This is a genomic window from Xanthomonas graminis pv. graminis (assembly GCF_030168915.1).
GTDB classification, from domain to species: domain Bacteria; phylum Pseudomonadota; class Gammaproteobacteria; order Xanthomonadales; family Xanthomonadaceae; genus Xanthomonas_A; species Xanthomonas_A translucens.
In genome coordinates this window covers 2,096,492-2,119,583 of record NZ_CP076255.1, presented here as the reverse complement: position 1 = coordinate 2,119,583, position 23,092 = coordinate 2,096,492, and the positions used below count along the sequence as shown (strand labels likewise).

General features: G+C 68.6%; 19 protein-coding genes, 1 tRNA gene and 1 pseudogene. 9 read left to right on the top strand and 12 right to left on the bottom strand.

The window, feature by feature from the left end:
* The first annotated feature begins 66 nt into the window (after positions 1 to 66).
* Complete coding sequence (locus KHF85_RS09280; protein WP_409976682.1) at positions 67 to 822, top strand: Crp/Fnr family transcriptional regulator; 756 nt, start codon at positions 67 to 69, stop codon at positions 820 to 822.
* A gap of 287 nt (positions 823 to 1,109) precedes the next feature.
* Positions 1,110 to 1,436 carry a hypothetical protein gene (locus KHF85_RS09275; RefSeq protein ID WP_284569336.1) on the top strand — a complete coding sequence of 109 codons (327 nt, stop codon included), beginning with the start codon at positions 1,110 to 1,112 and terminating at the stop codon, positions 1,434 to 1,436.
* A gap of 107 nt (positions 1,437 to 1,543) precedes the next feature.
* On the opposite strand, the gene thrC is transcribed toward KHF85_RS09275, so the two are convergent.
* The 8 genes from thrC to KHF85_RS09235 form a co-directional block, all read right to left on the bottom strand.
* Complete coding sequence (gene thrC, locus KHF85_RS09270) at positions 1,544 to 2,845, bottom strand: threonine synthase (protein ID WP_284569335.1); 1,302 nt, start codon at positions 2,843 to 2,845, stop codon at positions 1,544 to 1,546.
* A gap of 668 nt (positions 2,846 to 3,513) precedes the next feature.
* Positions 3,514 to 5,151: a tannase/feruloyl esterase family alpha/beta hydrolase gene (locus KHF85_RS09265; protein ID WP_284569515.1), complete on the bottom strand. Its 1,638-nt coding sequence runs from the start codon at positions 5,149 to 5,151 to the stop codon at positions 3,514 to 3,516.
* A gap of 229 nt (positions 5,152 to 5,380) precedes the next feature.
* Positions 5,381 to 6,622 carry a lytic murein transglycosylase gene (locus KHF85_RS09260; RefSeq protein ID WP_284569514.1) on the bottom strand — a complete coding sequence of 414 codons (1,242 nt, stop codon included), beginning with the start codon at positions 6,620 to 6,622 and terminating at the stop codon, positions 5,381 to 5,383.
* Positions 6,623 to 6,958: 336 nt separating this feature from the next.
* A complete protein-coding gene (locus KHF85_RS09255) occupies positions 6,959 to 7,927 on the bottom strand; it encodes a homoserine kinase (RefSeq protein ID WP_284569334.1) in 969 nt (322 codons plus the stop codon).
* Positions 7,924 to 10,431 carry a bifunctional aspartate kinase/homoserine dehydrogenase I gene (gene thrA / locus KHF85_RS09250; protein WP_284569333.1) on the bottom strand — a complete coding sequence of 836 codons (2,508 nt, stop codon included), beginning with the start codon at positions 10,429 to 10,431 and terminating at the stop codon, positions 7,924 to 7,926. The genes KHF85_RS09255 and thrA overlap by 4 nt, the downstream gene beginning before the upstream one ends.
* 89 nt (positions 10,432 to 10,520) lie before the next feature.
* Positions 10,521 to 10,655 (bottom strand): hypothetical protein, encoded by a 135-nt coding sequence (locus KHF85_RS09245; protein WP_284569332.1) that lies wholly within the window; start codon positions 10,653 to 10,655, stop codon positions 10,521 to 10,523.
* Between the two features lie 229 nt (positions 10,656 to 10,884).
* Complete coding sequence (locus tag KHF85_RS09240; protein WP_284569331.1) at positions 10,885 to 11,202, bottom strand: hypothetical protein; 318 nt, start codon at positions 11,200 to 11,202, stop codon at positions 10,885 to 10,887.
* Positions 11,203 to 11,530: 328 nt separating this feature from the next.
* Positions 11,531 to 11,607 (bottom strand) — tRNA-Arg (locus KHF85_RS09235).
* Positions 11,608 to 11,771: 164 nt separating this feature from the next.
* Here KHF85_RS09235 and amaB point away from each other — a divergent pair.
* From amaB to KHF85_RS09205, 6 genes are read left to right on the top strand one after another with little or no spacing between them, the layout of a single operon-like run.
* A complete protein-coding gene (gene amaB, locus KHF85_RS09230) occupies positions 11,772 to 13,304 on the top strand; it encodes an L-piperidine-6-carboxylate dehydrogenase (RefSeq protein ID WP_284569330.1) in 1,533 nt (510 codons plus the stop codon).
* Between the two features lie 59 nt (positions 13,305 to 13,363).
* Positions 13,364 to 13,645, top strand: a complete 282-nt coding sequence (locus KHF85_RS09225; protein WP_064542040.1) for a DUF4190 domain-containing protein — start codon at positions 13,364 to 13,366, stop codon at positions 13,643 to 13,645.
* 4 nt (positions 13,646 to 13,649) lie between these two features.
* Positions 13,650 to 14,417 (top strand): class I SAM-dependent methyltransferase, encoded by a 768-nt coding sequence (locus KHF85_RS09220; RefSeq protein ID WP_284569329.1) that lies wholly within the window; start codon positions 13,650 to 13,652, stop codon positions 14,415 to 14,417.
* Between the two features lie 9 nt (positions 14,418 to 14,426).
* Positions 14,427 to 15,482 carry a quinone-dependent dihydroorotate dehydrogenase gene (locus KHF85_RS09215; protein ID WP_284569328.1) on the top strand — a complete coding sequence of 352 codons (1,056 nt, stop codon included), beginning with the start codon at positions 14,427 to 14,429 and terminating at the stop codon, positions 15,480 to 15,482.
* On the top strand, positions 15,479 to 16,519 hold the full coding sequence (gene murB / locus KHF85_RS09210; RefSeq protein WP_284569327.1) for a UDP-N-acetylmuramate dehydrogenase: 1,041 nt from the start codon (positions 15,479 to 15,481) through the stop codon (positions 16,517 to 16,519). The genes KHF85_RS09215 and murB overlap by 4 nt, the downstream gene beginning before the upstream one ends.
* Positions 16,520 to 16,551: 32 nt before the next feature.
* Entirely contained in the window at positions 16,552 to 17,421 is an 870-nt protein-coding gene (locus KHF85_RS09205) for a DMT family transporter (protein WP_284569513.1), read from the top strand.
* 408 nt (positions 17,422 to 17,829) lie between these two features.
* Here KHF85_RS09205 and xopF1 read toward each other — a convergent pair whose 3' ends face one another.
* Together xopF1 and hap3 are read right to left on the bottom strand one after the other, a co-directional pair.
* Positions 17,830 to 19,659, bottom strand: a complete 1,830-nt coding sequence (gene xopF1, locus KHF85_RS09200) for a type III secretion system effector XopF1 (protein ID WP_284569512.1) — start codon at positions 19,657 to 19,659, stop codon at positions 17,830 to 17,832.
* 175 nt (positions 19,660 to 19,834) lie between these two features.
* Entirely contained in the window at positions 19,835 to 20,281 is a 447-nt protein-coding gene (hap3, locus tag KHF85_RS09195) for an Hpa3 family type III secretion system protein (RefSeq protein WP_284569326.1), read from the bottom strand.
* Positions 20,282 to 20,550: 269 nt separating this feature from the next.
* Here hap3 and KHF85_RS09190 point away from each other — a divergent pair.
* Positions 20,551 to 20,797, top strand: a pseudogene (locus KHF85_RS09190) (transposase); the annotation flags it as partial.
* A gap of 296 nt (positions 20,798 to 21,093) precedes the next feature.
* On the opposite strand, the gene KHF85_RS09185 reads toward KHF85_RS09190, so the two are convergent.
* Both KHF85_RS09185 and ispG read right to left on the bottom strand, forming a co-directional pair.
* Entirely contained in the window at positions 21,094 to 21,819 is a 726-nt protein-coding gene (locus KHF85_RS09185; RefSeq protein ID WP_284569325.1) for a phosphatase PAP2 family protein, read from the bottom strand.
* Positions 21,800 to 23,065 (bottom strand): flavodoxin-dependent (E)-4-hydroxy-3-methylbut-2-enyl-diphosphate synthase, encoded by a 1,266-nt coding sequence (gene ispG, locus KHF85_RS09180; protein ID WP_284569324.1) that lies wholly within the window; start codon positions 23,063 to 23,065, stop codon positions 21,800 to 21,802. Before ispG ends, KHF85_RS09185 begins: the two co-directional genes overlap by 20 nt.
* Positions 23,066 to 23,092: the final 27 nt, after the last annotated feature.

Here is a 23,092-nt window from a genome sequence, read left to right as displayed (position 1 = left end):
CGTACTGGGATGCCGGCGATCGTATCGGCGTATCATCCCGGGGTGCCAACTCCGCCCGTCAAGCGCATGCACCGGACCGTCCCAGGCTTCGCCATGCCCTATGTCGAAGCGGCCGTGGCCCGCGATCCGAACGCGCACGAGTGCCTGCATTGCGCCGTGCGCCACCTGGCGATCTGTTCGGCGCTGGCCTGCGACGAGGTGCAGGCGCTGGAACGGGTGACCACCTCGCTGGCCTACGCCGCCGGCGCCACCGTGGTCCGCAGCGGCGAGGCGCGGCAGTCGGTCTATACCGTCACCTCCGGCGCACTGCGCCTGGTCCGCAGCCTGGCCGACGGCCGCCGCCAGGTGGTCGGCTTCGTGCTGCCGGGCGACTACGTGGGCCTGAGCGAATCGGCGAAATACCGCAACGACCTCGAAGCGATCGCCGACAGCCGCGTGTGCCGGGTCTCGGTGGCGCAGATGCGGTTGCTGCGCACCCAATACCCGCAGCTGGAGCGCAAGCTGTTGCAGCGCGCCTGCCTGGAACTGGACGCGGCCCAGGATGCGGCGCTGGCGCTGGCGCGCCTGCAGCCGCTGGAAAAGCTTGCCGACTTCCTGCTCAAGCTGGCGGCGCGCACCGCCAGCCGAGGCGATCCCGGCAACACGGTGACCTTGATGATGGGCCGCGGCGACATCGCCGACCATCTCGGCCTGACCATGGAAACGGTCAGCCGCAGCTTCACCAAGCTGCGCCAGCAAGGCTTGATCGCGCTGCCGCAGCTGCACGTGGTCGAGATCCGCGACTTCGCCGCCTTGCACCGGCTGGCGTCCGTCGAAGAGTGAGCCGATGCACGCCGGCGATTTTTTCGCCAGCCCCTGGCTAGGCCTTGCACCACCGCGCCCGCAGCGACTTATCCACACGTTTCCACGGCAACGCTCCACATGCGCTGTGGACAACCGCGCTGCCGAGCCGGCGACGGGCCGACGCGCCGGCGACGCCCGCCGGCGTATTCAATGAATGCTTCAGGCCGCGGCCGCACCCTGCACCGCGTCCAGGCATAGACTTGCGACCGCAACACACCTGCGGCGTCGCCGCGGTGCCGGTGGGGGGAACCATACGGGAGGCAACCATGCTCGTCGCCATCGATATGCTGCATGACACGCGCGCCTGCGTGATGCTGGATCGCGAAAGGGAACTGGACTACTGGAAGGCGCATTTCACCCAGGCTCCGTTCCATCAGCCCGGCCATGCCTTCACCGACTACGAGCCGGCGCTGAAGCTCGCCTACGACGCCTACCTGAAGTACCACGGCCAGCGCTTCGAGGACGTGGTGCCGCTGCTGCGCGACGTGTTCCTGCGCGATCACCCGCGCTCGCGCCTGGACTGGCTGCAGGTGCGCAGCGTGGTGCAGGCCGCCTGGCAGCGGATGCAGCCGCAGGATCAGGACCGGGCGTGAGCCTGCGCGCCTGAGCTTGCGCGCCGCCATGCCTGGCCAGTGCAGGCGGCAACGCGGCACCCCGGGCAGCGGCAGCGCCGCTGCCCCGTCAATGGCGGCGGCCAGCCTCAGCCGGCCAACAGGCGCGCGCGCAGCGCCGCGTAGTCCGGCGCGATCGGCTCGGCGTGCGCCGGCCGCTGCAACAAGGCGGCCAACGCCGGCGGTACCGGCACCGGCTGCCCGATCAGCGGCTCCACCACCGCCTCGAACTTGGCCGGATGCGCGGTCGCCGCCACCGCCCAATCGCCGGCATCGGCCTCGGCGCCCTCGGCGCGGATCTGCTGCAGCACATGCAATGCGGTGGCGGTATGCGGGCAATGCACCTCGCCGTAGCGGCGGAAGCGCTCGCCGATCAGCTGGCGGATCTGCGCATCGTCCACCGAATAGGACTGGAACTGCGCGCGCAGCGCGGCATCGTCGCCGTGGTACAGCCAGCGCAGGCGCTCGAAATTGCTCGGCGCGCCGACGTCCATGGCATTGGCCACGGTGGCCACGCTGGGCTGCGGCGCGTAGTCGGCGCCGGCAAAATAGTCCGGCAGCACGTGGTTGGCATTGGTCGCCAGCACGATGCGGCCCAGCGGCACGCCCAGCCCGCGCGCCAGAATCGCCGCCAGCGCATTGCCGAGGTTTCCGGTCGGTACCACCAGGTTCAGCGCCTGCGCATGCGCGGCGTAATGCACCAGTGCGCTGTGCGCGTAATAGCTCATCTGCGGCAGCAGCCGGCCCAGGCTGATGCTGTTGGCCGAACTCAGCGGCGCCTGCGCCTGCAGTTCGACATCGCGCAAGGCCTGCTTGACCAGCGCCTGGCAGTCGTCGAACGAGCCGGCCACGCGCAGCGCCTGGATGTTGTCGCCGAAGCAGCCCAGCTGATGCGCCTGGCGCGGCGACACGCGCCCGTCCGGATACAGCACCACCACGCGCAGGCCGGGCTGGCGATGGAAGGCCGCCGCCACCGCCGCACCGGTATCGCCCGAGGTGGCGACCAGGATGGTCAGCGGCGTGGCGGCATCGCGGCGCAGCCGCGTCAGGCAGGCGGCGAGGAAGCGCGCGCCGAAATCCTTGAACGCGGCGGTCGGCCCATGGAACAGCTCCAGCGCGTGGTCGCCGGGCGTGGCCAGCGGTTGCAGCGGCGCGGCGAAGTCGAAGGCCTCGGCGCAGATCGCCGGCAACTCGGCGGCGAGCGCGTCGCCGTCGAAGAACGGCGCCAACAGGTCCGCTGCGGTTGCAGCCAGAGTGGCGCCGGCCCGCAGTGCGCGCGCTGGCGGCATGCGCTCGGGAACGTAAAGCCCGCCGTCGGGCGCCAGGCCGGCGGCGATGGCCTGGCTGAGCGTGGCGGCGGGGGCGGCATGACGGGTGGAAATGAAGTTCATCGTTGATCCATGACGGGAAGAATGCGCGCCACCGCCGCCGTTTCGCCCTCGCCTTGCGCGGAGTCGTGCCGGCAGCGCGAGCGGGACCCACGCGCCTTGGCGAGCGAAGCGCGGGTTTGCCCGGCGGCAGTGGGCCGGAGCCGGGGCCGCCACCACCGCCCGACCGAGGGAAGTGGCGCATGCGCATCGGCACCTGCCGGTGGCGAACGTTACCAGATGGCGCGCGGCGGCGTCCTTTCCCGGACCCGGCGCGGATAGCGCCCGCCGCGGCGACCGCGCGCGCTTGCGTGGCGACCGGCAACGCCAGCGGCGCCTGCCCTGCGTGCGGAGGATCGTGCAAAGCGAGGATGGTGCAAGACACGGCGGCGGCTGCACTGTCTCCGCCGCAACGCACCGACAGCTGACGCCTGTGCCACTGGCTGCTCGGCTGGATCGCAGACGCATTCACGGCAACGGCGACGGCACGACCGCCAGCTCAGACCATGGCAACGGAGCTGGTCAAGCGCGTCCACCGAAGCAGGCCGCAGCGCTGGCCGCGTGCCAGGCCGGTGCCCGCGGCGCGTCTGCGCCGCCTTCCGTGCGGCCAGGGCGGCGCCAGCCAGGCGGCGCCGCCTATCGCCTGTTGTGCCGGGCGAACGGCCGCAAGCCCACGCGTGCGAGCGCCCGGCTTATCGGCCTTGCGCCGCGCCTGGCAACGGCGCGCGCGCAGGCGCCGCACCGTCGAGATAGGCACCGCGCGGACTGTCCACACAGATGAAGTTCTGCGCATCGTCGGCGCTGCCCTGGCCGATCCATAGCGCCGATTGCGGATAGTGGCAGAGCGGCCGGGTGCGGGCCACGCCCTTGGCCGGGTCGTCATTGACGTATTTTGCCGCGACGATGCGCTCCGGCGCGATGCCTTGCTCGACCCACGCCACCATCGCCGACAACACGTCGTGCTGGCGATCGATGGCCAATGCGGGCGGCCCATACAGCGCGCCGAAGGCCGATGTGCCGGGTCCGCCGGTGAAGTGGCCCATGCCGGGCACCATGAACAGGCGGAAGAACTGCTGGGTCTGCGCAAGCGCATCCTCGGATCTGGTGATCTGCGGGTTGTCCAGCCATTGCCTGGCCACGACCGATTCGTAATAGCTGATCGCGCCTCGCGGCGGAACCACCGGATCTTCCCAGCCGATATACAGGATCATCTTGCCGCTGCGCGCGCGAAATCCGCTCAGATCCACCGAGATGGCGTCGATGACGCTGAACAGCGGCTCGCCCATGACCGGCTTGGCTTCGGCACGGACGACATCGGTATCGAAGTTGACCTGGGTATGGTCGAACCCGGCGCTGCCGGTATCGAACACCATGTTGGCGAAGAACTGGTTGGCGAACAGCGCATGGCCGCCACCGGGAACCGCGGCGTTGCCGGTGACCCACTGGTCCCATGTCCCCGGCGTGGCGACCGCGAACGGCTCGAAACCGTAGTAGATGCGTTCGCCGGTGCGCGGGTTGATCGGGCCGGTAAGGAGGGCGGCGAGCGTCTGCAGCTGCGTCGCAGTGAGACAAGCGTCGCTCTCGGCACCGCTGCACAACAGCACGCGAGGATCGAAGCGGCACCGGCGCGGGTCGTTGACCACGCCGTCGGCCGTGTGGTCCTTCGCATCGCATTGGGCGAGCGCGGCGGCCTGGATGGCCGGCAGCTTGGCCGCCGAGATGGTCGCCGCCGGACTGCCGAACTGGGCGTCCTCCGACCACAGCCAGGAAAACGCGTTATGGATCCAGGCGCTGGACGGCGCATCGGCGATGATGCCATCGAAGGCGCCCGGAAAGCGCTGCGCCGCCATCAGCGCATCGCGGCCACCATTGGAGGCGCCGAAAAAGTAGGAATAGCGCGGCGCGCGATGCGTATAGGCGGAGACCAGCGCCTTGCCATTGGAGATCGTCGTGCCCAGCGCCCGATAGCCCCAGTCGACGATCTTCTGCGGGTGGCCGAGCGCAAAGCTGGCATCGCCGATCGACGCCCGGTGGCCGCCGTCGGTGGTGGCGGTCGCATAGCCGCGGCGCAAGGCGAAACCCAGCGACCGGTATTGAATGTTGCCGGCGAAAACGACCGTACCGACCTGCAGGTAGTTCTGGTTCCAGCCCGCGGACGGAATCCACACCTCGAACCCGATTTCCGAATCGCTGGCCGGCCGCGACACGCCGACGACGCGACAGAACGCCGGCAGTCCGTCGAGCACGGTGCCGTCCGGCGCGGTGAAGCTACCGGCGGGCACGTCGGTAGCGCTGCTGATCGTGGTGGACGGCAGCGACAGCCCGAGCATGTCGGCGCAGGCGGCCGACGCCGATGCCGTTGTCAGCAAAGCGCCGGTTGCCGCCAGCGTCCGTAATAACACGCTTAACCCGTTCAATCGCAACATGAGCATTTCCTTTGGTTGAAGAGGCTGTCGCAGCGGGTACGCGTTCGACGCGAGCCCAATGCGAAGGGATGACTCGGTGCGCGCCGCCGCAGCGCATGAAGCGCTGCGCGGCCGTGCTTAGCGACGCAAGTGCTTAGCGACGCAAGCGTTCCAGCAGGCAGACGCTGGCGTAACCGTCCTGCGGCAGACCTTGGTCTTTCTGGTAGGCGCGGATGGCGGCGCGTGTCATCGGCCCAATCACGCCGTCGGCATTGCCTAGCGTATAACCCTTGGCGGTCAGCCGCTTCTGCAACTCAATGATCTCCGCCATGCTATCCAGGGGCGGATCGTCGGTCGGCCACGGGTGCGACACGCCGTTCCCGCCCGCATAACTGTCGGCCAACAGGCTGATCCCGAGCGCATAGGCGACGGCGTTGTTGTAGCGCAGGATGCTGCGGAAATTATCCAGGATCAGAAAGGCCGGCCCGCGATAACCGGCCGGCAACAGGATGGAGGCCTGCTCCTGTGCGAGCGCGTCCGGGATCGCGCGCGTGGCTCCCGCCACGCCGAGCTGTCGCCATTGGGCAACGGACTTCTTGATCGACAGGTCCGCCTGCGCGTAATCGAAACTCGCGGGTATCTGCACTTCCTGACCCCAGGGCGTGTGCGCATTCCAGCCGCTGCGCTGCAGGTAATTGGCCGTGGATGCCAGCGCATCGGCGCGGGAGGTCCACACGTCGCGCACATGGTCGTGATCGGCATCGACGGCATACTCCAGATAGTTGGTCGGAATGAGTTGGGTCTGCCCCATCGCGCCCGCCCACGAACCGACCAACTGCCCGCGCGCAACGTCGTTGTTCTGCAGGATGCGCAGTGCGGCCAGCAGCTGGGTGGTGCCGTAGCGCATGCGCCGCCCTTCGTAGGCGAGCGTGGCCAACGACCGGATCACATCGCGGCTGCCGATAAACTTCCCGTAGTCGCTTTCGGCACACCAGATGGCCGCCACGATCCTGGGATCGACCCCATAAACCCGCTTCACCTCGGGCAGTGCCGGTTCGCTGCGCAGCAGTTGCTGGCCTTGCTGGATGTTCTCCGCGCTCAGGCGCTTGGCCAGATACTCCCAGATGGGGGTGATGAATTCCGGTTGTTCCGAGTCCAACTTTTGCACGGAAGGATCGGGCGTGACGCCGCGGAAAGCGAGATCGAGCGTGCTTTGGTCGATGCCCTGGGCACTGGCATCGCGGCGGAACGTCGCCAGCCATTGCTGGAAATCCGCCTGGGACGCGGCATCGTCTGGCGCGCTGGAAGTCGCATCCGCGGCAAAACAAGCGGGAGCGGCCGCTGCAGATGCAAGCGCAACGACCATCAGCGATGTAACGAGAATCTTGGAACGCATAGGTGGCTTCTCCATGAAAATTGCGTTGTCAAACGCCGCGCGGTTGAGATCAATCGCGGCGCTTACTTCAGGAATGAAAATTTTCCCCCTGAGGCCGATCATCTGTCGCTACCACAGCCGGCGTCGAGCGCAAGAAGCGAACAACCCGCTGCGCAAGCGAAAAACGCCGTAGACAGCGCAGCGCTTGCCGCCCTGGCCGATTCGCCGTACCTATGGCCATGTGTGAGCACTGCCGACGCTGGGCGCTGGCAGCGCCACCCGATCGGGGAGGCATGGCAGGGCGTTGCCGCGGAACGCCCACGCAGCGGTACGGCGGAACGCCGGCGCGGGCCCGGTCTACAGCAGCCTGGCGCCCTGGCAGTTCAGCGAAGACACCCAGCGCTGGCTGGCGAAACCGGCCGCCGCGAACGCCACCTGCACTGCCGGCGCCGCCGCTTCTGCCGCCGCACGCGTCGGGAACCAGGCGAACAGGCTGGGACCGGCGCCGGAAATGCTCGCGCCCATCGCGCCCGCCGCCAGCGCGGCTTGCTTGGCCGCATCGAAGCCGACGATCAGCGGCGCACGCCGCGGCTCGATCAACACATCGCGCAAACCCGCGCGCACCAGTGCTTCGTCGCCGGCATGGCAGCCCGCCAGCACCAGCGCCAGATTGGAACTCTGCGCCACGAACTCGCCGAGCCGGTAGTCGCCAGCCAGCGCCTCGCGCGCGCGGCGCGTCTCCAGCACCGCGTCCGGATGCACCAGCAGGCTGTGCCAGGCCGCCGGCACCGGCACCGGCACCATCCGCTGCAGCGTGGACAGCACCAGCCCGCCCAGGAACATCGGACCCAGGTTGTCGCCGTGGCGGCTGCCGCTGGCCACCGCCTCGCCTTCCAGTGAATGCAGGTAGAGCTGCTCGCGCGACAACGGCGCGTCCAGCAGCGCATTGGCCGCCACCAACGCGGCCACGCACGAGGCCGCCGACCCGCCCATGCCCGAACTGAGCGGGATGCCCTTGTCGATCTCGATCTCGAAGCCGAACGGCAGCGCCAGCGCCTCGCGCAGGGCGATCAGCGCCGCCCCGGCGGTGTTGCGCGCCGCCTCCAGCGGCAGCGCCACGGTGGTGCCGCGGATCGCGGCGATGCGCACCTGCGGCGCGTCGATACGACGCACGGTCACAGTGTCGCCGACGCCTTCCACCGCATAGCCGAGCAAGTCGAAGCCCACCGCCACGTTGGCCACCGAGGCCGGCGCGAAGGCGCGTGCCTCGCGCGGCGCGGCGCGGGCAGCGGCGTGCGGCGCCAACGACGTGTGCGCCTGGCTCACAGCCGCGCACCCTCGCCCGCCGCCACCCGCAGCAGGTCGGCGAACACGCCGGCGGCAGTGACTTCCGGACCGGCGCCGGGGCCTTGCACCACCAGCGGATTGTCGCAATAGCGGCGGGTGGTGAACTGCACCACGTTGTCGGTCAGGCGCAGGTTGGCGAAGGCATGCTCGGCCGGCAATTCCACCAGGCCGACGCTGGGCGCGCGCTCCGGGGTCAGCTGCGCCACGTAGCGCAGCACGCAGCCGCGCGCCCTGGCCGCCTGCAGGCGCTGCGCGAACGCCGCGTCCACTTCGTGCAGGCCCGCCATGAAATCCTCCACGCTGGCCTGGCGCAGCGCTTCCGGCACCAGACTCTCCACCGTCACGTCCTCCAGGCTCAGCTCGCGCCCGGCCTCGCGCGCCAGGATCACCAGCTTGCGCGCCACGTCGGTGCCGGACAGGTCGTCGCGCGGATCCGGCTCGGTATAGCCCATGCCGCGCGCATCGGTGACCAGCTGCGAGAACGGCACGCTGCCGTCGTACTTGTTGAACAGCCAGGCCAGGGTGCCGGAGAAGATGCCCTCGATCGCGGTGACCACGTCGCCGGTATCGACCAGGTCGCGCAGCGTGGTGATCACCGGCAGGCCGGCGCCGACCGTGGCTTCGTAGCGGAAGCGCGCGCCGCTGCTCGCGGCGGCGGCGCGGATCGCGTGGAAACGCGCCAGCGGTCCGGCCCCGGCCTGCTTGTTCGGGGTGACAACGTGGATGCCGGCGGCGAGCCAGCCGGCGTAGCGGTCGGCAACGTCGGCGCTGCCGCTGCAATCGATGATGACCGCATGCGGCAGGTGCGCCGACAGCAGGTGCGCGGTGAACGCATCCAGGTCGGTGGGCTGCTGGCCGCTGGCGAAGGCCTGCCGCCAGTCGCCGGTGATCGCGCGGGTTTCCAGGCACATCGCGCTGCGCGAGGCGATCGCGCGCAGGCGCAGGTCGAGGTTGGCCTTGGCCAGCAGCTGCGGCTGGGCGGCGCGCAGTTGGTCGAGCAGCGTCTTGCCGACGTTGCCCGGGCCGATCACTCCGACCGAGAAGGTCTGCGGCGACAGCCAGAATCCGGCATGCGCCGCGCGCAGCGCCTTGGTCGCATGCGCGCTGTCGATCGCCACCGAAATATTGCGCTCCGAGGAACCCTGCGCGATCGCCAGGATGTTGACCTGGGCGCGGCCCAGCGATTCAAACAGGCGCGCGGCCACGCCCGGCTGCCCGGCCATGCCGTCGCCGACCGCGGCCAGCACGCTGATGCCCGTGGTCAGTTGCACGCGCTGCACCTGGCCGAGCACCAGTTCGTGCGCGAACGCCGACAGCAGCGCGTCGCGCGCGCGTTCGCATTGGTTCTGCCGCACCACGCAGCAGATCGAATGCTCCGAGGAGCCCTGCGAGATCATCACCACCGACACCCGCGCGTTGCGCAGCGCGGCGAACACGCGCTCGGCGGTGCCGGGCACGCCGATCAGGCCGGTGCCTTCCAGGTTCAGCACCGCCAGGTCCGGACTCAGGGTCAGGCCCTTGATCGGCCCACTGGTGGCGCTGCTGGCGGTGATGCGGGTGCCCGGGTGTTCGGGCTGGAAGGTGTTGCGGATGATGATCGGCAGGCCGCGCTCGATCGCCGGCGACATGGTCTGCGGATGCACCACCTTGGCGCCGAAATAGGCCAGTTCGCAGGCCTCGTCGTAGCTCAGCGTCTCCAGCTGCACCGCTTCGGGCACCACCCGCGGGTCGGCCGAGAGCACGCCGTCCACGTCGGTCCAGATATGCAGTTCGTCGGCATCGAACAGGGCGGCGAAGATCGCGCCGGAGTAGTCGCTGCCGTTGCGGCCGAGCGTAGTGATGCGCCCGGCGCGGTCGCGGGCGACGAAGCCGGTGACCACGATGCGCTGCTGCGGGTGCTGCGCGCGCCAGTCAGCCAGGCGCGCCGCACTGGCCTCCCAGTCCACGTCCACGCCCAGTTCGCCGCGGTCCACCACCAGCACCTCGCGCGCGTCCAGCACCGCGCACTCCTCGCCCAGCGCGCGCAGGTGCTCGCCGAGCAGTTGCGCCGAATACACCTCGCCCAGGCCCTGCACCCTGTCCAGCACCTCGCGCGGCAACTCGCCGATCACCGCCAGCGCGCCGAGGATCTCGGCCAGGTGCGCGAAGCGCGCATCCAGCCATTCCACCGTGGCGCCGGCATGCTCGCCGAGCAGCGATACCGCCGCGGCGCGGTGCCGGGCGCGGGTCTCGTGCCAGCGCTCGCGCCAGTCGCCGTTCTCGCTGGCGGCCAGTTCGGCCAGCCCGATCAGCGCATCGGTGACACCCTTCATCGCCGAGACCACGGTGATCTGCAGGGTTTCCGGGCGCGCCAGCAGCAGCTGCGCGACATGGCGATAACAGTCGGCGTCGGCCACCGACGTGCCGCCGAACTTGTGGACGACGGTGCGCGCGGCGAGCGCGAGATCTGCGGAGGGTACGGAAGCGACAGCGGGGGACGGCATGGGAGACCTCGGAGTAGAGGCCCCGCTCGCATCAGGCCGACGGGTTCCCCCGCATCCTGATCCGGGTGCGGGGCCGTGGGTTTCGAAAGTTACGCGAAAACGACGGGCCGCACCGGGCGAATGGTGTGGATGGTAATACCGATGTTAATGCCCGCGCAAAGCGCCGCCGTGCGCCGCAGCGCGGGCGAAACGACACAGCTGGCGAGGGCGAAGGCGTGGTGCATGGCGGCAAGGGGACATCATGCGCCGGGGTGCTGTCAAGCGCCGCACGCGACCTGGCCGCGAATGCACCGCGGCCGGGTCGATCGGTTGCAAAAGTTACTATCGGCGCGGCATCCGGGATCGCGCGCCATCGGGCGCTGCCGCCGGTGGCGCCGCGAGCGCATGGCCAGTGGCCTGGCGCATGCGCCGCGGACGCACGCAGATTCCGCTGCTGCGTGCGCGGCCTAGCGGTCAGTGCTGCGGTTTGTCGGTGGTCGGCTGCTGCTGCGGATCGGTGGTGGGTTGCTGCGGATCGGTGGCCGGCGGCGTGGCGGGCTGTGCGCCTTGGGTTGCGTCGCTGCCCATCGCCGCATCGCCGGTGGTGCCTGCTGCCGGGGGCGTGGCTGCGTCCTGACCGGCGGCCGGGGCCGTGCTGCCATCGGCGGCCGGTGGCGGCGCTGCGCTCTGCTCATGCGTGGGCTGGTCGCCATCGCGATGGCAGGCGACCAGGGCGGCCAGGACCGAACCGATCAACGCGACTTTCAACGTCTTGCTCATGTGCTTGCGCATGTGGGTGACTCCTGCTTTGGCATTCGTACGGTGCCGAGTGGGTGCGGCCGCGCTCGGGCGACCGGAGGAACGAGCCCGCATCTGCAATGCCGCCGCGCAGGTCGCGTACGCGATCCGGGCCGGCAGCGGCAAGCGCGGCAACGACGGCGTTGCTGCATTGGCGGACCGGCATAGGTTACGCAAGACGGCGCTCAGATCGCGTCGGCATAGGGTGTAGATCGCGTTATCCGCAGTCGCGGCATCTCACCTGCATCGACGGCGCTGCTGCCGATGGCGCGCGCAGCGAGCGTCGGCAGCGACCGCGCAGGCTGCGCGACTGCCACTGCGGTGGTGACCCCGGCGCGATTCGAACGCACGACCTGTCCCTTAGGAGGGGACCGCTCTATCCAGCTGAGCTACGGGGCCTTGGCCGGCGCATTGTCGCACGATCGCCGCGCTTGCCAAGCCCGGCGTAGCGCGCGGCGGCTGCGGCCGGACCCGCCCGGTCTGCTAAAGTCGGCGGCTAACCGCGCCCCGCGTCCCCCGCCTGCGGTCGCCTTCCCTGTCGCAACGATTTTCCAGGAGATTCCATGTCCGCTGACCTGCTCAAGGCGCTCGGCCTGACCGCGTCCAATTCCGGCACCTACCTCGGCAACGGCGAGTGGTCCACGGCCACCGGCGCCGGCGTGCTGCAGCCGCTGAACCCGTCCAGCAACGCGGTGATCGCCGAGGTGCAGGCGACCACCATGCAGGATTACGAAACCGTGGTGGCCCGCGCGCAGGCCGCGTTCAAGGTGTGGCGCAGCACGCCGGCGCCGCGCCGCGGCGAGGCGGTGCGGCTGTGCGGCGATGCGCTGCGCAAGCACAAGGACGCGCTGGGGTCGCTGGTCGCGCTGGAAATGGGCAAGAGCAAGCCCGAAGGCGACGGCGAAGTGCAGGAGATGATCGACATCGCCGATTTCGCGGTCGGCCAGAGCCGCATGCTGTACGGCTACACGCTGCACTCGGAGCGTCCCGGCCACCGCATGTACGAGCAGTACCAGCCGCTGGGCCTGGTCGGCATCATCAGCGCGTTCAACTTCCCGGTCGCGGTGTGGGCGTGGAATGCCTTCCTGGCCGCAATCTGCGGCGATATCTGCCTGTGGAAGCCGTCCAACAAGACCCCGCTGACCGCGATCGCGTCGATGAAGATCTGCAACGCCGCGCTGCGCGACGCCGGCTTCCCGGACATCTTCTTCCTGATCAACGACGCCGGCACCGAACTGGCCGAAACGCTGGTCGAGGACAAGCGCATCGCGCTGATCAGCTTCACCGGCTCGACCCAGGTCGGGCGCAACGTCGCCGAGAAGTGCGCGCGGCGTCTGGGCCGCTGCCTGCTGGAGCTGGGCGGCAACAACGCGATCATCCTCGACGAGAGCGCCGACCTGAAGCTGGCTATCCCCGGCATCGTGTTCGGCGCGGTCGGCACCGCCGGCCAGCGCTGCACCACCACGCGCCGGCTGATCGTGCACGCCTCCATCTACGACACCGTGCTGGCGACGCTGCTCAAGGCCTACAAGCAGGTCGAAGGCAAGATCGGCGATCCCACCGACCCGGCCAACCTGATGGGGCCGCTGAACAGCCGCGGCGCGGTCGAGCAGTTCCTGGCCTCGATCGCCAAGGCCAAGGCCGCCGGCGGTACCGTCGAGACCGGCGGCACCGCGCTGGACCGTCCCGGCAACTTCGTGCTGCCGGCGATCGTCACCGGCTTGCACAACGGCGACGAGGTGGTGCAGCACGAGACCTTCGCGCCGATCCTGTACGTGATGAAGTACGACACACTGGACGAGGCCATCGACATGCAGAACGGCGTGCCGCAGGGCCTGTCCTCGTCGATCTTCACCCAGAACCTGAAGGCCGCGGAAAAGTTCCTGTCGGCGGCCGGCAGCGACTGCGGCATCGCCAACGTCAACATCGGCACTTCGGGTGCGGAGATCGGCGGCGCGTTCGGCGGCGAGAAGGACACCGGCGGCGGCCGCGAATCCGGCTCGGACGCGTGGAAGGTGTACATGCGCCGGCAGACCAACACGATCAACTACTCCGACTCGCTGCCGCTGGCGCAGGGCATCAAGTTCGATCTTTGACACAATGCGAGCGGCGCCCTGCCGCACGATCCCCCCCCTTGCCTCCAGGAGTCCGGCCGATGAGCAACGTCCGCGAAACCAATTCCCTCGCCGTGGTCAGCCTGGTCGCCGGCATCCTCGGCTGGACCCTGATGCCGGTGCTGGGCAGCCTCGGTGCGATCATCACCGGACACCTGGCACGCGCCGAGATCCGCCGCCAGCCGCAGCGCTTCCAGGGCGACGGGCTGGCGGTCGGCGGGCTGATCCTGGGCTGGACCGCGGTGGTCGTCGCGATCCTGTCGGTGCTGGCGTTCGTGCTGTTCTTCGGCGGGCTGGCCTGGTTCGCCAGCACCCGGTCCTGAGCCGATGAGCGCCTCCGCCCCGCGCGAACGCTTCAGCGACCGCGTCGCCGACTACGTCCGCTACCGTCCCGACTATCCGCCGGCGCTGCTGGACTGGGTGCACGGCGAGCTGGGCGTGGCACGCGACGCGCAGGTCGCCGACATCGGCGCCGGCACCGGCATTTCCACCCGCATGTTCCTGCTGGCCGGGCATCCGGTGCTGGCGGTGGAGCCGAACGCGGCGATGCGCGCCGCCGCTGAGAGCTCGCTGCGCGACGTCCCCGGCTTCGCCGCGATCGACGGCAGCGCCGAGGCCACCACCCTGCCCGCCGCCAGCGTCGATCTGATCAGCGCCGCGCAGGCCTTCCACTGGTTCGATCTGGACGCGGTACGCCGCGAATGGGCGCGGGTGCTGCGTCCCGGCGCGCTGGCGCTGGTGTACTGGAACTCGCGCCTGCTCGACGGCACGCCGTTCCTGCAGGACTACGAGCAATTGCTGCGCGACTACGGCACCGACTACAGCGCGGTAGCCGAGCGCTACCACGACGATGCGACGATGCAGCGCTGGTTCGGCGCCGGGCTGCGCGGCACCGCGCAGTTCCCGAACGTGCAGCAGCTGGACTACGACGGCCTGCGCGGGCGCCTGCTGTCCTCCTCGTATGCGCCGCTGGCCGGGCATCCGCGCCATGAGGCGATGCTGGCCGCGCTGCGCGCGCTGTTCGATCGCCATCAGGTCGATGGCCTGGTCGATGTCCACTACCGTACCCGTGCCTTCGCCGGCACGTTGAACTGAGCTGTGCCCATGTATTCCCTCGCCCGCCCGTTCCTGTTCGCCTTCGACGCCGAGCGCGCCCACGCGCTGGGCCTGCGCGCGATCGAGATGGCCTACCGCACCGGCACCAACCCGCTGCTGGCCAGGGCGATCGCGCCGATGCCCACGCGCACGTTCGGCCTGGAGTTTCCCAACCCGGTCGGGCTGGCCGCAGGCCTGGACAAGAACGGCGAGCACATCGACGCGCTGCTGGCGCTGGGCTTCGGCTTCGTCGAGATCGGCACCATCACCCCGCGCCCGCAGACGGGCAATCCGAAGCCGCGCATGTTCCGGCTGCCGCGCGAGCAGGCGGTGATCAACCGCATGGGCTTCAACAACCTCGGCGTGGACGCGCTGGTGCGCAACGTCGAACGCGCGCGCCGCCGCCACGGCCTGCTCGGCATCAACATCGGCAAGAACAAGGACACCCCGAACGAGAACGCCGCATCGGACTATCTGCATTGCCTGGAAAAGGTCTACCCGCTGGCCGACTACGTGACCGTCAACATCTCCTCGCCGAACACCGCCGGCCTGCGCGAGCTGCAGGAGGAACAGGCGCTGCGGCAGCTGGTGTCGCAGCTGCGCGAGGCGCAGGAAGCGCTGGCCGCGCGCCATGGCAAGCGTGTACCGATGCTGGTCAAGGTCGCGCCGGACCTGAGCGACAGCGACATCGATGCGGCGGCGCGGGTGCTGTCGGACCTGCAGGTGGACGGCGTCATCGCCACCAACACCACCGTCGCCCGCCCCGGCCTGGAGCGCAGCGCGCCGGGCGCCGAGGCCGGCGGCCTGTCCGGCGCGCCGCTGCTGGAGCAGTCCACGCTGGTGCTGCGCCGGCTGCGCGCGCGCCTGCCCGAGGCGATCCCGTTGATCGGGGTCGGCGGCATCCTGTCCGGTGCCGATGCGGTGGCGAAGATGGCCGCCGGCGCGGCCTTGGTGCAGTGCTACAGCGGGCTGGTGTTCCGCGGCCCGGCGCTGATCGGCGAATGCGTCGAGGCGATGCGCCGGCGCCGCGAAGCGCCCAGCCGCGGCGCGGTCGCCGCGCTATGAGCAACGCCTGGTCGCTGACCGCCAATGCCCCGCTGCAGGCGCTGAACACCTTCCATGTCGCCGCGCAGGCGCCGTGGCTGCTGCAGATCTTCGCCCCCGAGGCGCTGCCCGAGGCGCTGCTGGCGCCGCAGCTGGCCGGCGCGGCGCTGCTGCCGCTGGGCAGCGGCAGCAACCTGCTGTTCGCCGGCGACGCGCCCGGCGTGGTGCTGGCCTTCGCCAACCGCAGCATCGACACCCTCGAACACCGCGCCGACTACGCCATCGTGCGCGCCGGCGCCGGGGTGGGCTGGCACGAACTGGTGATGTGGTCGCTGGCGCAGGGCCTGTCGGGCCTGGAGAACCTGGCGCTGATCCCGGGCACGGTCGGCGCCGCGCCGATCCAGAACATCGGTGCCTATGGCGCGCAGGTCGGCGAGTTCGTGCACGTGGTCGAGGCCTACGACCGCGCCGATGCGCGCTTCGTGCGGCTGGATGCGGCCGCCTGCGAATTCGGCTACCGCGACAGCCTGTTCAAGCGCCAGCCCGACCGCTATCTGATCGCCGCGGTGGAATTCAACCTGCCGCGGCTGCATGCGTTGCGCCTGGACTACGCCGGCATCGGCGAGGAACTGGAGGCGCTCGGCATCGCCATGCCCGGCGCGCCCGACGTGGCGCAGGCGGTGATCAACATCCGCCGCCGCAAGCTGCCCGACCCGGAGGTGCTCGGCAACGCCGGCAGTTTCTTCAAGAATCCGCTGCTGCCGGCCGAACAGGCGCAGGCGCTGCAGCACGCCTACCCGGCGCTGCCGGTGTTCCCCGGCGACGGCGAGGACCAGCGCAAGCTGTCGGCGGCATGGCTGATCGAGGCCTGCGGCTGGAAAGGCCACCGCGACGGCGACGCCGGCGTGTCCGCGGCGCACGCGCTGGTGCTGGTCAATCACGGCCAGGCCAGCGGCACCGAGCTGCTGGCGCTGGCGCGGCGCATCTCCGCCTCGGTGCTGGAGCGCTTCGGCGTACTCCTGGAGCCGGAACCGCGCATCGTCGGCGCGCACTGGTGAACCAAACCGTCTCGTTGCGCGCGGCCGCGCTGATGCTGGCCAGCACGCTGTCGTTCGGATTGATGGTGGTGGCGATCCGGCTGGCCTCCGCGCACCTGGCCACGGTGGAGATCGCCTTCTTCCGCAACCTGTTCGGCCTGCTGTTCCTGCTGCCGATGCTGCTGCGCCCGGGCCAGCCGTTGCCGCGCACCGCGCAGCTGCCGCGCTACCTGCTGCGCACCGCGATCGGCCTGGTGTCGATGCTGGCCGGGTTCTGGGCGATCGGCCACCTGCCGCTGTCGCAGGCGATCGCGCTGTCCTACTCCACGCCGTTGTTCGTGACCCTGGCCGCGGCATTGTGGTTGGGCGAGAACGTGCGGCTGCGGCGCTGGATGGCGGTGCTGTGCGGCTTCGTCGGCGTGCTCATCATCCTGCGCCCCGGCGCGGCCACGTTCAGCGCCGGCACCCTGGTCGCACTGCTGGCAGCGGTGATGGGCGCGCTGGTGGCGATCCAGATCAAGCAGCTGGCGCGGGTGGATGCGGCCAACACCGTGGTGTTCTACACCTATGCGTTCTGGGTACCGATGTCGCTGCTGCCCGCCCTGTTCGCCTGGACCTGGCCGCACGGGATCGACTGGCTGTGGCTGCTCGCCACCGGCCTGTTCGGCACCCTGGGACAACTGCTGTGGACGCGCGCACTGCGCATCGGCGAAGTCTCGGCGCTGACCCCGATCAGCTTCGTGCAACTGCCGTTCGTGGCGCTGCTGGGCTGGTGGCTGTTCGCCGAGACGATCGCCCCGCATACCCTGCTCGGCGCCAGCATCATCATCGCCGCCAACGTCTACATCGCCCATCGCGAATCGGTGCTGGCCAAGCGCGCCGCCACGCACGCGCCGCTGGAAGGCGCAAAACCAGGCGAATGAGGGTGCCGCCACGTCTGCGCAAACACCATCCATGGGCGCACGATCGATTCCATCAGCGCCGATACGGCGCCTGCGCTTGCCTGGCAGCGTTGCGCTCGCCTGTTGCTGCGGCCGGCACCGCCCGCCTGCGCCATCGAGGTTCCCGCGTCTACACCGCCCCGCATGCGCCAGCGCGTGGGCGTCGCGGCCGCGACCAGCCCGTGTCGCAACCTGGCCGCAGCCGCGACACTCGACATCCTCGTTCACCGCGACGCTCGAGCGGCTGTCCACAGTCGCCGCCCATCTTTTCGGTGTGTGCCGGATGCCAAGCGCGGTGGTGTCGCCGCTAGCGCGAGAAGCCTGCGTGCAGCCGGGCTGCGACCCGCAAGCGGCCACCCTTCAACCACCTGCAAGCGTCCAGCTGCATGCTCAGGACCTACCGTGTTGCCACTGCCGCAGCTGTTCCTTGTCACCATAGGCAGTTTTAACCGTCTGCAACTGTGCGATCAACTCAGCGGTCAACGCAGGGTCAAGCAGACGCCCACCGTCACTGGCCTCTTGCAACATGGCCAACCGATCAAGTGCATTTTCGACAGCCGCAAGCAAGACCGACGGCGTGCTTTTTTGGTCTTTTAGCTGCTGCAAATCGTCGCGTAATGGGCCAGCGCCAGGGCTGAGCGGCACCGGCACGCCAGCGCCTTCTTCCATCGAGCGCGCAACATCGGCCTCCACTGGCGGCGAAAGCAACGCGATAGTCGTGTCCAGAATCTTGGCGATATCCTGCGGCGTGCACGAAATCGTTCTGTCCTGCTCGGCTACCGCAATGGCACGCTCTTGGTCCAGTCGTGTGGCCTGGGTCGCGTTGGTACCGTTCTTGGCTTTGAACGCATTCCAGACCAGGTCGTTGAAGAACATCTGCGTTCCTTGCTGCAACATCCATGCTGGCGAATTGTCAGCCTCTCCCGGCAGGCTGCCACCGCCATACCCGCCGCGCAGGGTGGACGCGATCAATCTGGTGGCCCCGAGCGAGGCAATATTGGACAGCACGTTGCCGACCATATGACGTCCCAGCACGTCGCGTAGTGCCGTCGTTGCCGCATTGGCCGTGCTGAAGGCCTGACCGGCCAGCGCCATCGCTTCCTTACCGGTCTGCAGAACATAATCGGGGAAATGCACGGCGTCGGACCACGTGGCCGGAGGACGTGTCTTGTCCGGCAATGCCAGGGCGAACAGATTCAAGCGCTGATGCCCACCAAACAGATCGGGAACCGTCACCTGACCAGTGCGCCCCATGACCTTGGCGGCGTCCAGCAGCGCTTTGTGCAAAGCGCCTGCGCCGCCAATGGCGAGCGCGCTCAAACCGACCTCGGCAGCGGCCGTACGGGTTGCAGGATCGCCTGAGGTGCGCCTGGCGGCGTTAAGGACGCCGCTGATCGATGGCCTAAACAGCATCGTGTCCAGCGCCGTATCGTCAAGTGTGGATTGGCGCTGGGATATCGCCGCACGGAGGTCGTAAGCCTGTGCCGTGAGTTCAGCGCGCGTCGGCGTGCCGTTCTCACCGGGACGCATGAAGCGTTTGCTTTCGTCCGAAGCTATTTCCAACAGGACCGGAGGCGGGTCTGGCACCAGGATTTTAGGGTCGACCGCCTGGAAACGCGGCAGGTTGGCGACCCGGGCACGCCGGTCCATCGAGGGGAGCAACAGCGTATCGCAGGTATACGATCCCATCCCCGATATCACCCCGGCAAGCATCGCCGTACTCACCGGCTCGGATACGGGAGCGCGACTGCTCTGATAAGCGGCGGCCGCCGAAATTCCGAGTGGCGTGCGCAGTGCGCCAACGAGAAATGATCTGAGACATTCGTAGGCAATGGGCAGCGATGCTTTTTTGCCCAAGGCCTGCATATCCCCGGCAACTTCGTAGGCGGCGTCCGGTCCGAACGCATCGGCACGTTCCTGGAGACGGGCATCGGCCCATTGCAAGTAGCGCGCCTGCAATTCCTCCTGCTCGTTCGAAGGCTCGGCAAACGGGCGCTTCTTCAGATCGGCACGCAGCTGCGCCTTCAGTCGGTCGGTAGTAGCCGAACGACGCTCTGCCAAAGAACCCGACGTAGCCGATGCGGTGACCATCTGCTGGCTGCCTCGCGGCTGTCCAGCGCGATAGCTGCTGTCCGCGCGCTGAGATGAAGTGCGGGAAGACTCTCCGGCTTCTAGGTGCTGCTGTCTCGTCTCGGTGGAGGATGCTTCGCCCCCAGGCAGGTTGGCGTTCGTCTTTGCGCGCGCGACCGCGCGCTTGGTGAAGATAGGCCTTCGAGTGGCGCGGGGCGCGACGGCTGCGTTGCCGGCACAAAACCATCGCTGTCATGCGCTGCGTTGGCATGCCCGGATGACGCACTCGGGATAGACGCTGGAGCGCTGTTCTGGCGTGTGAGCTTCATACGGTCGCTTCCTTAGCGCTGCCGGCCTGTGTGACCAGCGCATCCAAGACGACACGCGCGATGAACTGTCCGCGCTCAAGGGTGGCTGCCACGTCTTCAGGCGTCTGCGCGAGCAACAACGGGCAGATACAGAGCAAGCCGAGATTGGACATCGTCAACCGCCAACCGTATTCGGTCAGCAGTTGCTCCTGTAGCGCCAGCAGTGTCACCACCTCGTCTCCACCCAATTCGCGTGCGGCCAACGGCAGGATCACTTCCGGAAAACCTGCCACAGCGTCGTCCTGCACCCGCGTATGCACGCGGCACAGCATGCCTGCAGGTCCGAGGACGGTCTCGCCTTCGCGCAGCCGCTGCACCAACGCATCGGTTAACCCGAGGCGTACGCCGAGGCTGGAAAAAAACGCCGTGCCCATGGAATCGTGATGAGTTTGATCAGACATCATTGAGATACTTCAAAGTGAGAATTTCGACATGTTTTATGTGTCAACTTGCCCCGTTGGGCAACATTTTGACAGCCATGGACGAACGATCGGGATGACAGCGCGAATCACCGGCGCAGCGCACGAAGCGCGCCGGCGTTACTTTCAAAAACGCATTCGACCAACGCACTCTGATTCGGGAAAAACGAAAAAAACTTCGCAGGAAGCGATCCCAGCTTGGAGCGGCCAAAAAAATCATCTTGCACTGCCGAACATAATGGCAAAATGCCGGCATTGCCCGTCGCGAAGATATTCCGATTGCGCCGTGGAAGCGCATTGAGCCGCTGATTCCGCACGTGAAGCCCTCGCGCCCAAGGGCGGTCGGCCGCGCATCAGCGATCAGCAACCCTCAACGCCATCCTCTACGTCACGCGCACCAGCATCGCCGGGGAAGATTTGCCGCCGGAGTTGGGCTATGGCAGTGGCATGACCTTCTGCCAGCGTCTGCGCGACTCGCACGCCGCCGGTGTGTGGCATCGATCGAGCGCAATGATCGGCTGAGGCGACATCGCTGGGTGGTAGCCTGAGCGACCACCTGTCTTCGTCGTCTTTTGGGGGTTTGTCAGCCGCTCCAAAAGTGAGCGCTTGCGCAGGCAATCAGCACTGACTGGACGTTTTTCATTTGTCTGCGAGGGAAAGGCCGCTCGATGCTTTAGATAGAAAGCATGGCGCTGTGACCGCGAGGACGCAGGCAGGCAGAGTCATCCAGGGCTCCGCGGACCGGTTGCCAACCACAGCATTGCCCAGATGTCGCGGATGGAAAAAGACCGGAAAGCTCACTCCGCACCGCAATCGGGCGGCGCGCGCCGAGACCGCCAGCGCGGCCGCAGTTCGCCGCGGAACAGCAGCAAATACAGCCCGAGCACCCACACCAGCGCCGCGCACCAGCCGCCGAGGATGTCGGAGGGGTAATGCACGCCCAGGTAGATCCGCGACACGCCGACCAGCAGCGCGAACGTGCCTGCCAACAGCAGCACCGGCCAGCGCCAGCGGGTGCGCCAGGCCAGCGCGATCAGCACCGCGGCCAGGGTCATCGAGCCCATCGCGTGGCCGCTGGGAAAACTGAAGGTGTGCTCCGGCGCGATCGACTCCCACAGGCTGGGCCGGTCACGCTGGAAGAACTGCTTGGCGCTCATGTTCAACAGCGCCGAACCGACGAACGAGAAGCCGGCGAACATCGCCTCGCGCCAGCGCCGCAGGCCCAGCAACAGCAGCACGATCAGCGTGTCCAGCGGGATCACCCCGTACTGGTAGCCGGCCTCGGTGACGACGGTGAAGAACCGGTCCCAACCCGGCGAGGCCAGGCCGCGCATGCTCCACAGCAGCGGCTCGTCGAAGTAAAGGCTCTCCAGTGCGTGGACCTCGTCGGCCAGCGCCACGAACACGCCCATCGGCAGCAGCACGCCAGCGAACAGCAGACCGATGCGCCAGGCGTTGCGGCGCACCCAGTGACGCAAGCCGGCGGCTTGCTCGGCCGGGGTTTCACCCGGCGCGGCGGACATACTTGGTTTCGACGTACCGGTCGATGAGCGCGACGAACTCGTGGGCGATGTTCTCGCCGCGCAGGGTGACGGTCTTTTCGCCATCGACGAACACCGGCGCCGACGGCGCCTCGCCGGTCCCCGGCAGCGAGATGCCGATGTTGGCGTGGCGCGACTCGCCCGGCCCATTGACCACGCAGCCCATCACCGCCAGGGTCATGTTCTCGGCGCCGGGATGGCTCACCTTCCACTCCGGCATCTTCGCGCGGACGTGGTTCTGCACCACCTTGGCCAGTTCCTGGAAGAACTCGGAGGTGGTGCGGCCGCAGCCCGGGCAGGCGGTGACCAGCGGGGTGAAGGCGCGCTGGCCGGTGGTCTGCAGCAGTTCCTGGGCGACGATCACCTCCTGCGTGCGCGACTGCCCCGGCTCGGGGGTCAGCGAAATGCGGATGGTGTCGCCGATGCCTTCCTGCATCAGCACCGCCAACGCCGCGCTGGAGGCGACGATGCCCTTGCTGCCGATGCCGGCCTCGGTCAGGCCCAGGTGCAGCGCGAAATCCGAGCGCTGCGCCAGGTCGCGGTACACCGCGATCAGTTCCTGCACCCCGCTGACCTTGCAGCTGAGCACGATGCGGTCGCGGCCCAGGCCCAGTTCCACCGCGCGTTCGGCCGAATCCAGCGCCGAGCGGATCAGCGCCTCGCGCAGCACCCGGCCGGCGTCCCACGGCGTGTCGCGGCGCGAATTCTCGTCCATCAGCTGCGCCGCCAGGGCCTGGTCCAACGAGCCCCAGTTGGCGCCGATGCGCACCGGCTTGTCGTACTTCAGCGCGAACTCGATCAGCTGCGCGAACTGGGTGTCCTTCTTCTTGCCGAAACCGACGTTGCCGGGGTTGATCCGGTACTTGGCCAGCATCTGCGCGCAGGCCGGTTCGGCGGCCAGCAGCTGGTGCCCGTTGTAGTGGAAATCGCCGATCAGCGGCACCTCGATGCCCATCATCCGCAGCTTGTCGACGATGCGCGGGATCGCCGCGGCCGATTCGGCGTTGTTGACGGTCAGCCGCACCAGTTCCGAGCCGGCGCGCCACAACTCGGCCACCTGCTTGACCGAGGAGGCCACGTCGGCGGTGTCGGTGTTGGTCATCGACTGCACCACGATCGGCTTGCCGCCGCCCACGACGACGCCTCCGACGCGGACCGGCTGGGTGGAACGGCGCGCCCAGGGCGCGGCGTCGCTGGGGGGGGTGGGTCGGCTGACGGCGTCGTACATGCGCGCATTTTAGCGTGTACGGGCGTC

Coding starts and splice junctions, on each gene's coding strand:
- KHF85_RS09215 (WP_284569328.1), top strand. CDS start 14,427: ATGTATTCCCTCGCCCGCCCGTTCCTGTTCGCCTTCGACGCCGAGCGC.
- KHF85_RS09265 (WP_284569515.1), bottom strand. CDS start 5,151: ATGCTCGGGCTGTCGCTGCCGTCCACCACGATCAGCAGCGCTACCGAC.
- KHF85_RS09240 (WP_284569331.1), bottom strand. CDS start 11,202: ATGCGCAAGCACATGAGCAAGACGTTGAAAGTCGCGTTGATCGGTTCG.
- thrA (WP_284569333.1), bottom strand. CDS start 10,431: ATGCCGTCCCCCGCTGTCGCTTCCGTACCCTCCGCAGATCTCGCGCTC.
- KHF85_RS09220 (WP_284569329.1), top strand. CDS start 13,650: ATGAGCGCCTCCGCCCCGCGCGAACGCTTCAGCGACCGCGTCGCCGAC.
- KHF85_RS09205 (WP_284569513.1), top strand. CDS start 16,552: ATGCTGGCCAGCACGCTGTCGTTCGGATTGATGGTGGTGGCGATCCGG.
- KHF85_RS09245 (WP_284569332.1), bottom strand. CDS start 10,655: ATGCACCACGCCTTCGCCCTCGCCAGCTGTGTCGTTTCGCCCGCGCTG.
- KHF85_RS09275 (WP_284569336.1), top strand. CDS start 1,110: ATGCTCGTCGCCATCGATATGCTGCATGACACGCGCGCCTGCGTGATG.
- KHF85_RS09225 (WP_064542040.1), top strand. CDS start 13,364: ATGAGCAACGTCCGCGAAACCAATTCCCTCGCCGTGGTCAGCCTGGTC.
- amaB (WP_284569330.1), top strand. CDS start 11,772: ATGTCCGCTGACCTGCTCAAGGCGCTCGGCCTGACCGCGTCCAATTCC.
- KHF85_RS09280 (WP_409976682.1), top strand. CDS start 67: ATGCACCGGACCGTCCCAGGCTTCGCCATGCCCTATGTCGAAGCGGCC.
- ispG (WP_284569324.1), bottom strand. CDS start 23,065: ATGTACGACGCCGTCAGCCGACCCACCCCCCCCAGCGACGCCGCGCCC.
- KHF85_RS09260 (WP_284569514.1), bottom strand. CDS start 6,622: ATGCGTTCCAAGATTCTCGTTACATCGCTGATGGTCGTTGCGCTTGCA.
- murB (WP_284569327.1), top strand. CDS start 15,479: ATGAGCAACGCCTGGTCGCTGACCGCCAATGCCCCGCTGCAGGCGCTG.
- KHF85_RS09185 (WP_284569325.1), bottom strand. CDS start 21,819: ATGTCCGCCGCGCCGGGTGAAACCCCGGCCGAGCAAGCCGCCGGCTTG.
- hap3 (WP_284569326.1), bottom strand. CDS start 20,281: ATGATGTCTGATCAAACTCATCACGATTCCATGGGCACGGCGTTTTTT.
- thrC (WP_284569335.1), bottom strand. CDS start 2,845: ATGAACTTCATTTCCACCCGTCATGCCGCCCCCGCCGCCACGCTCAGC.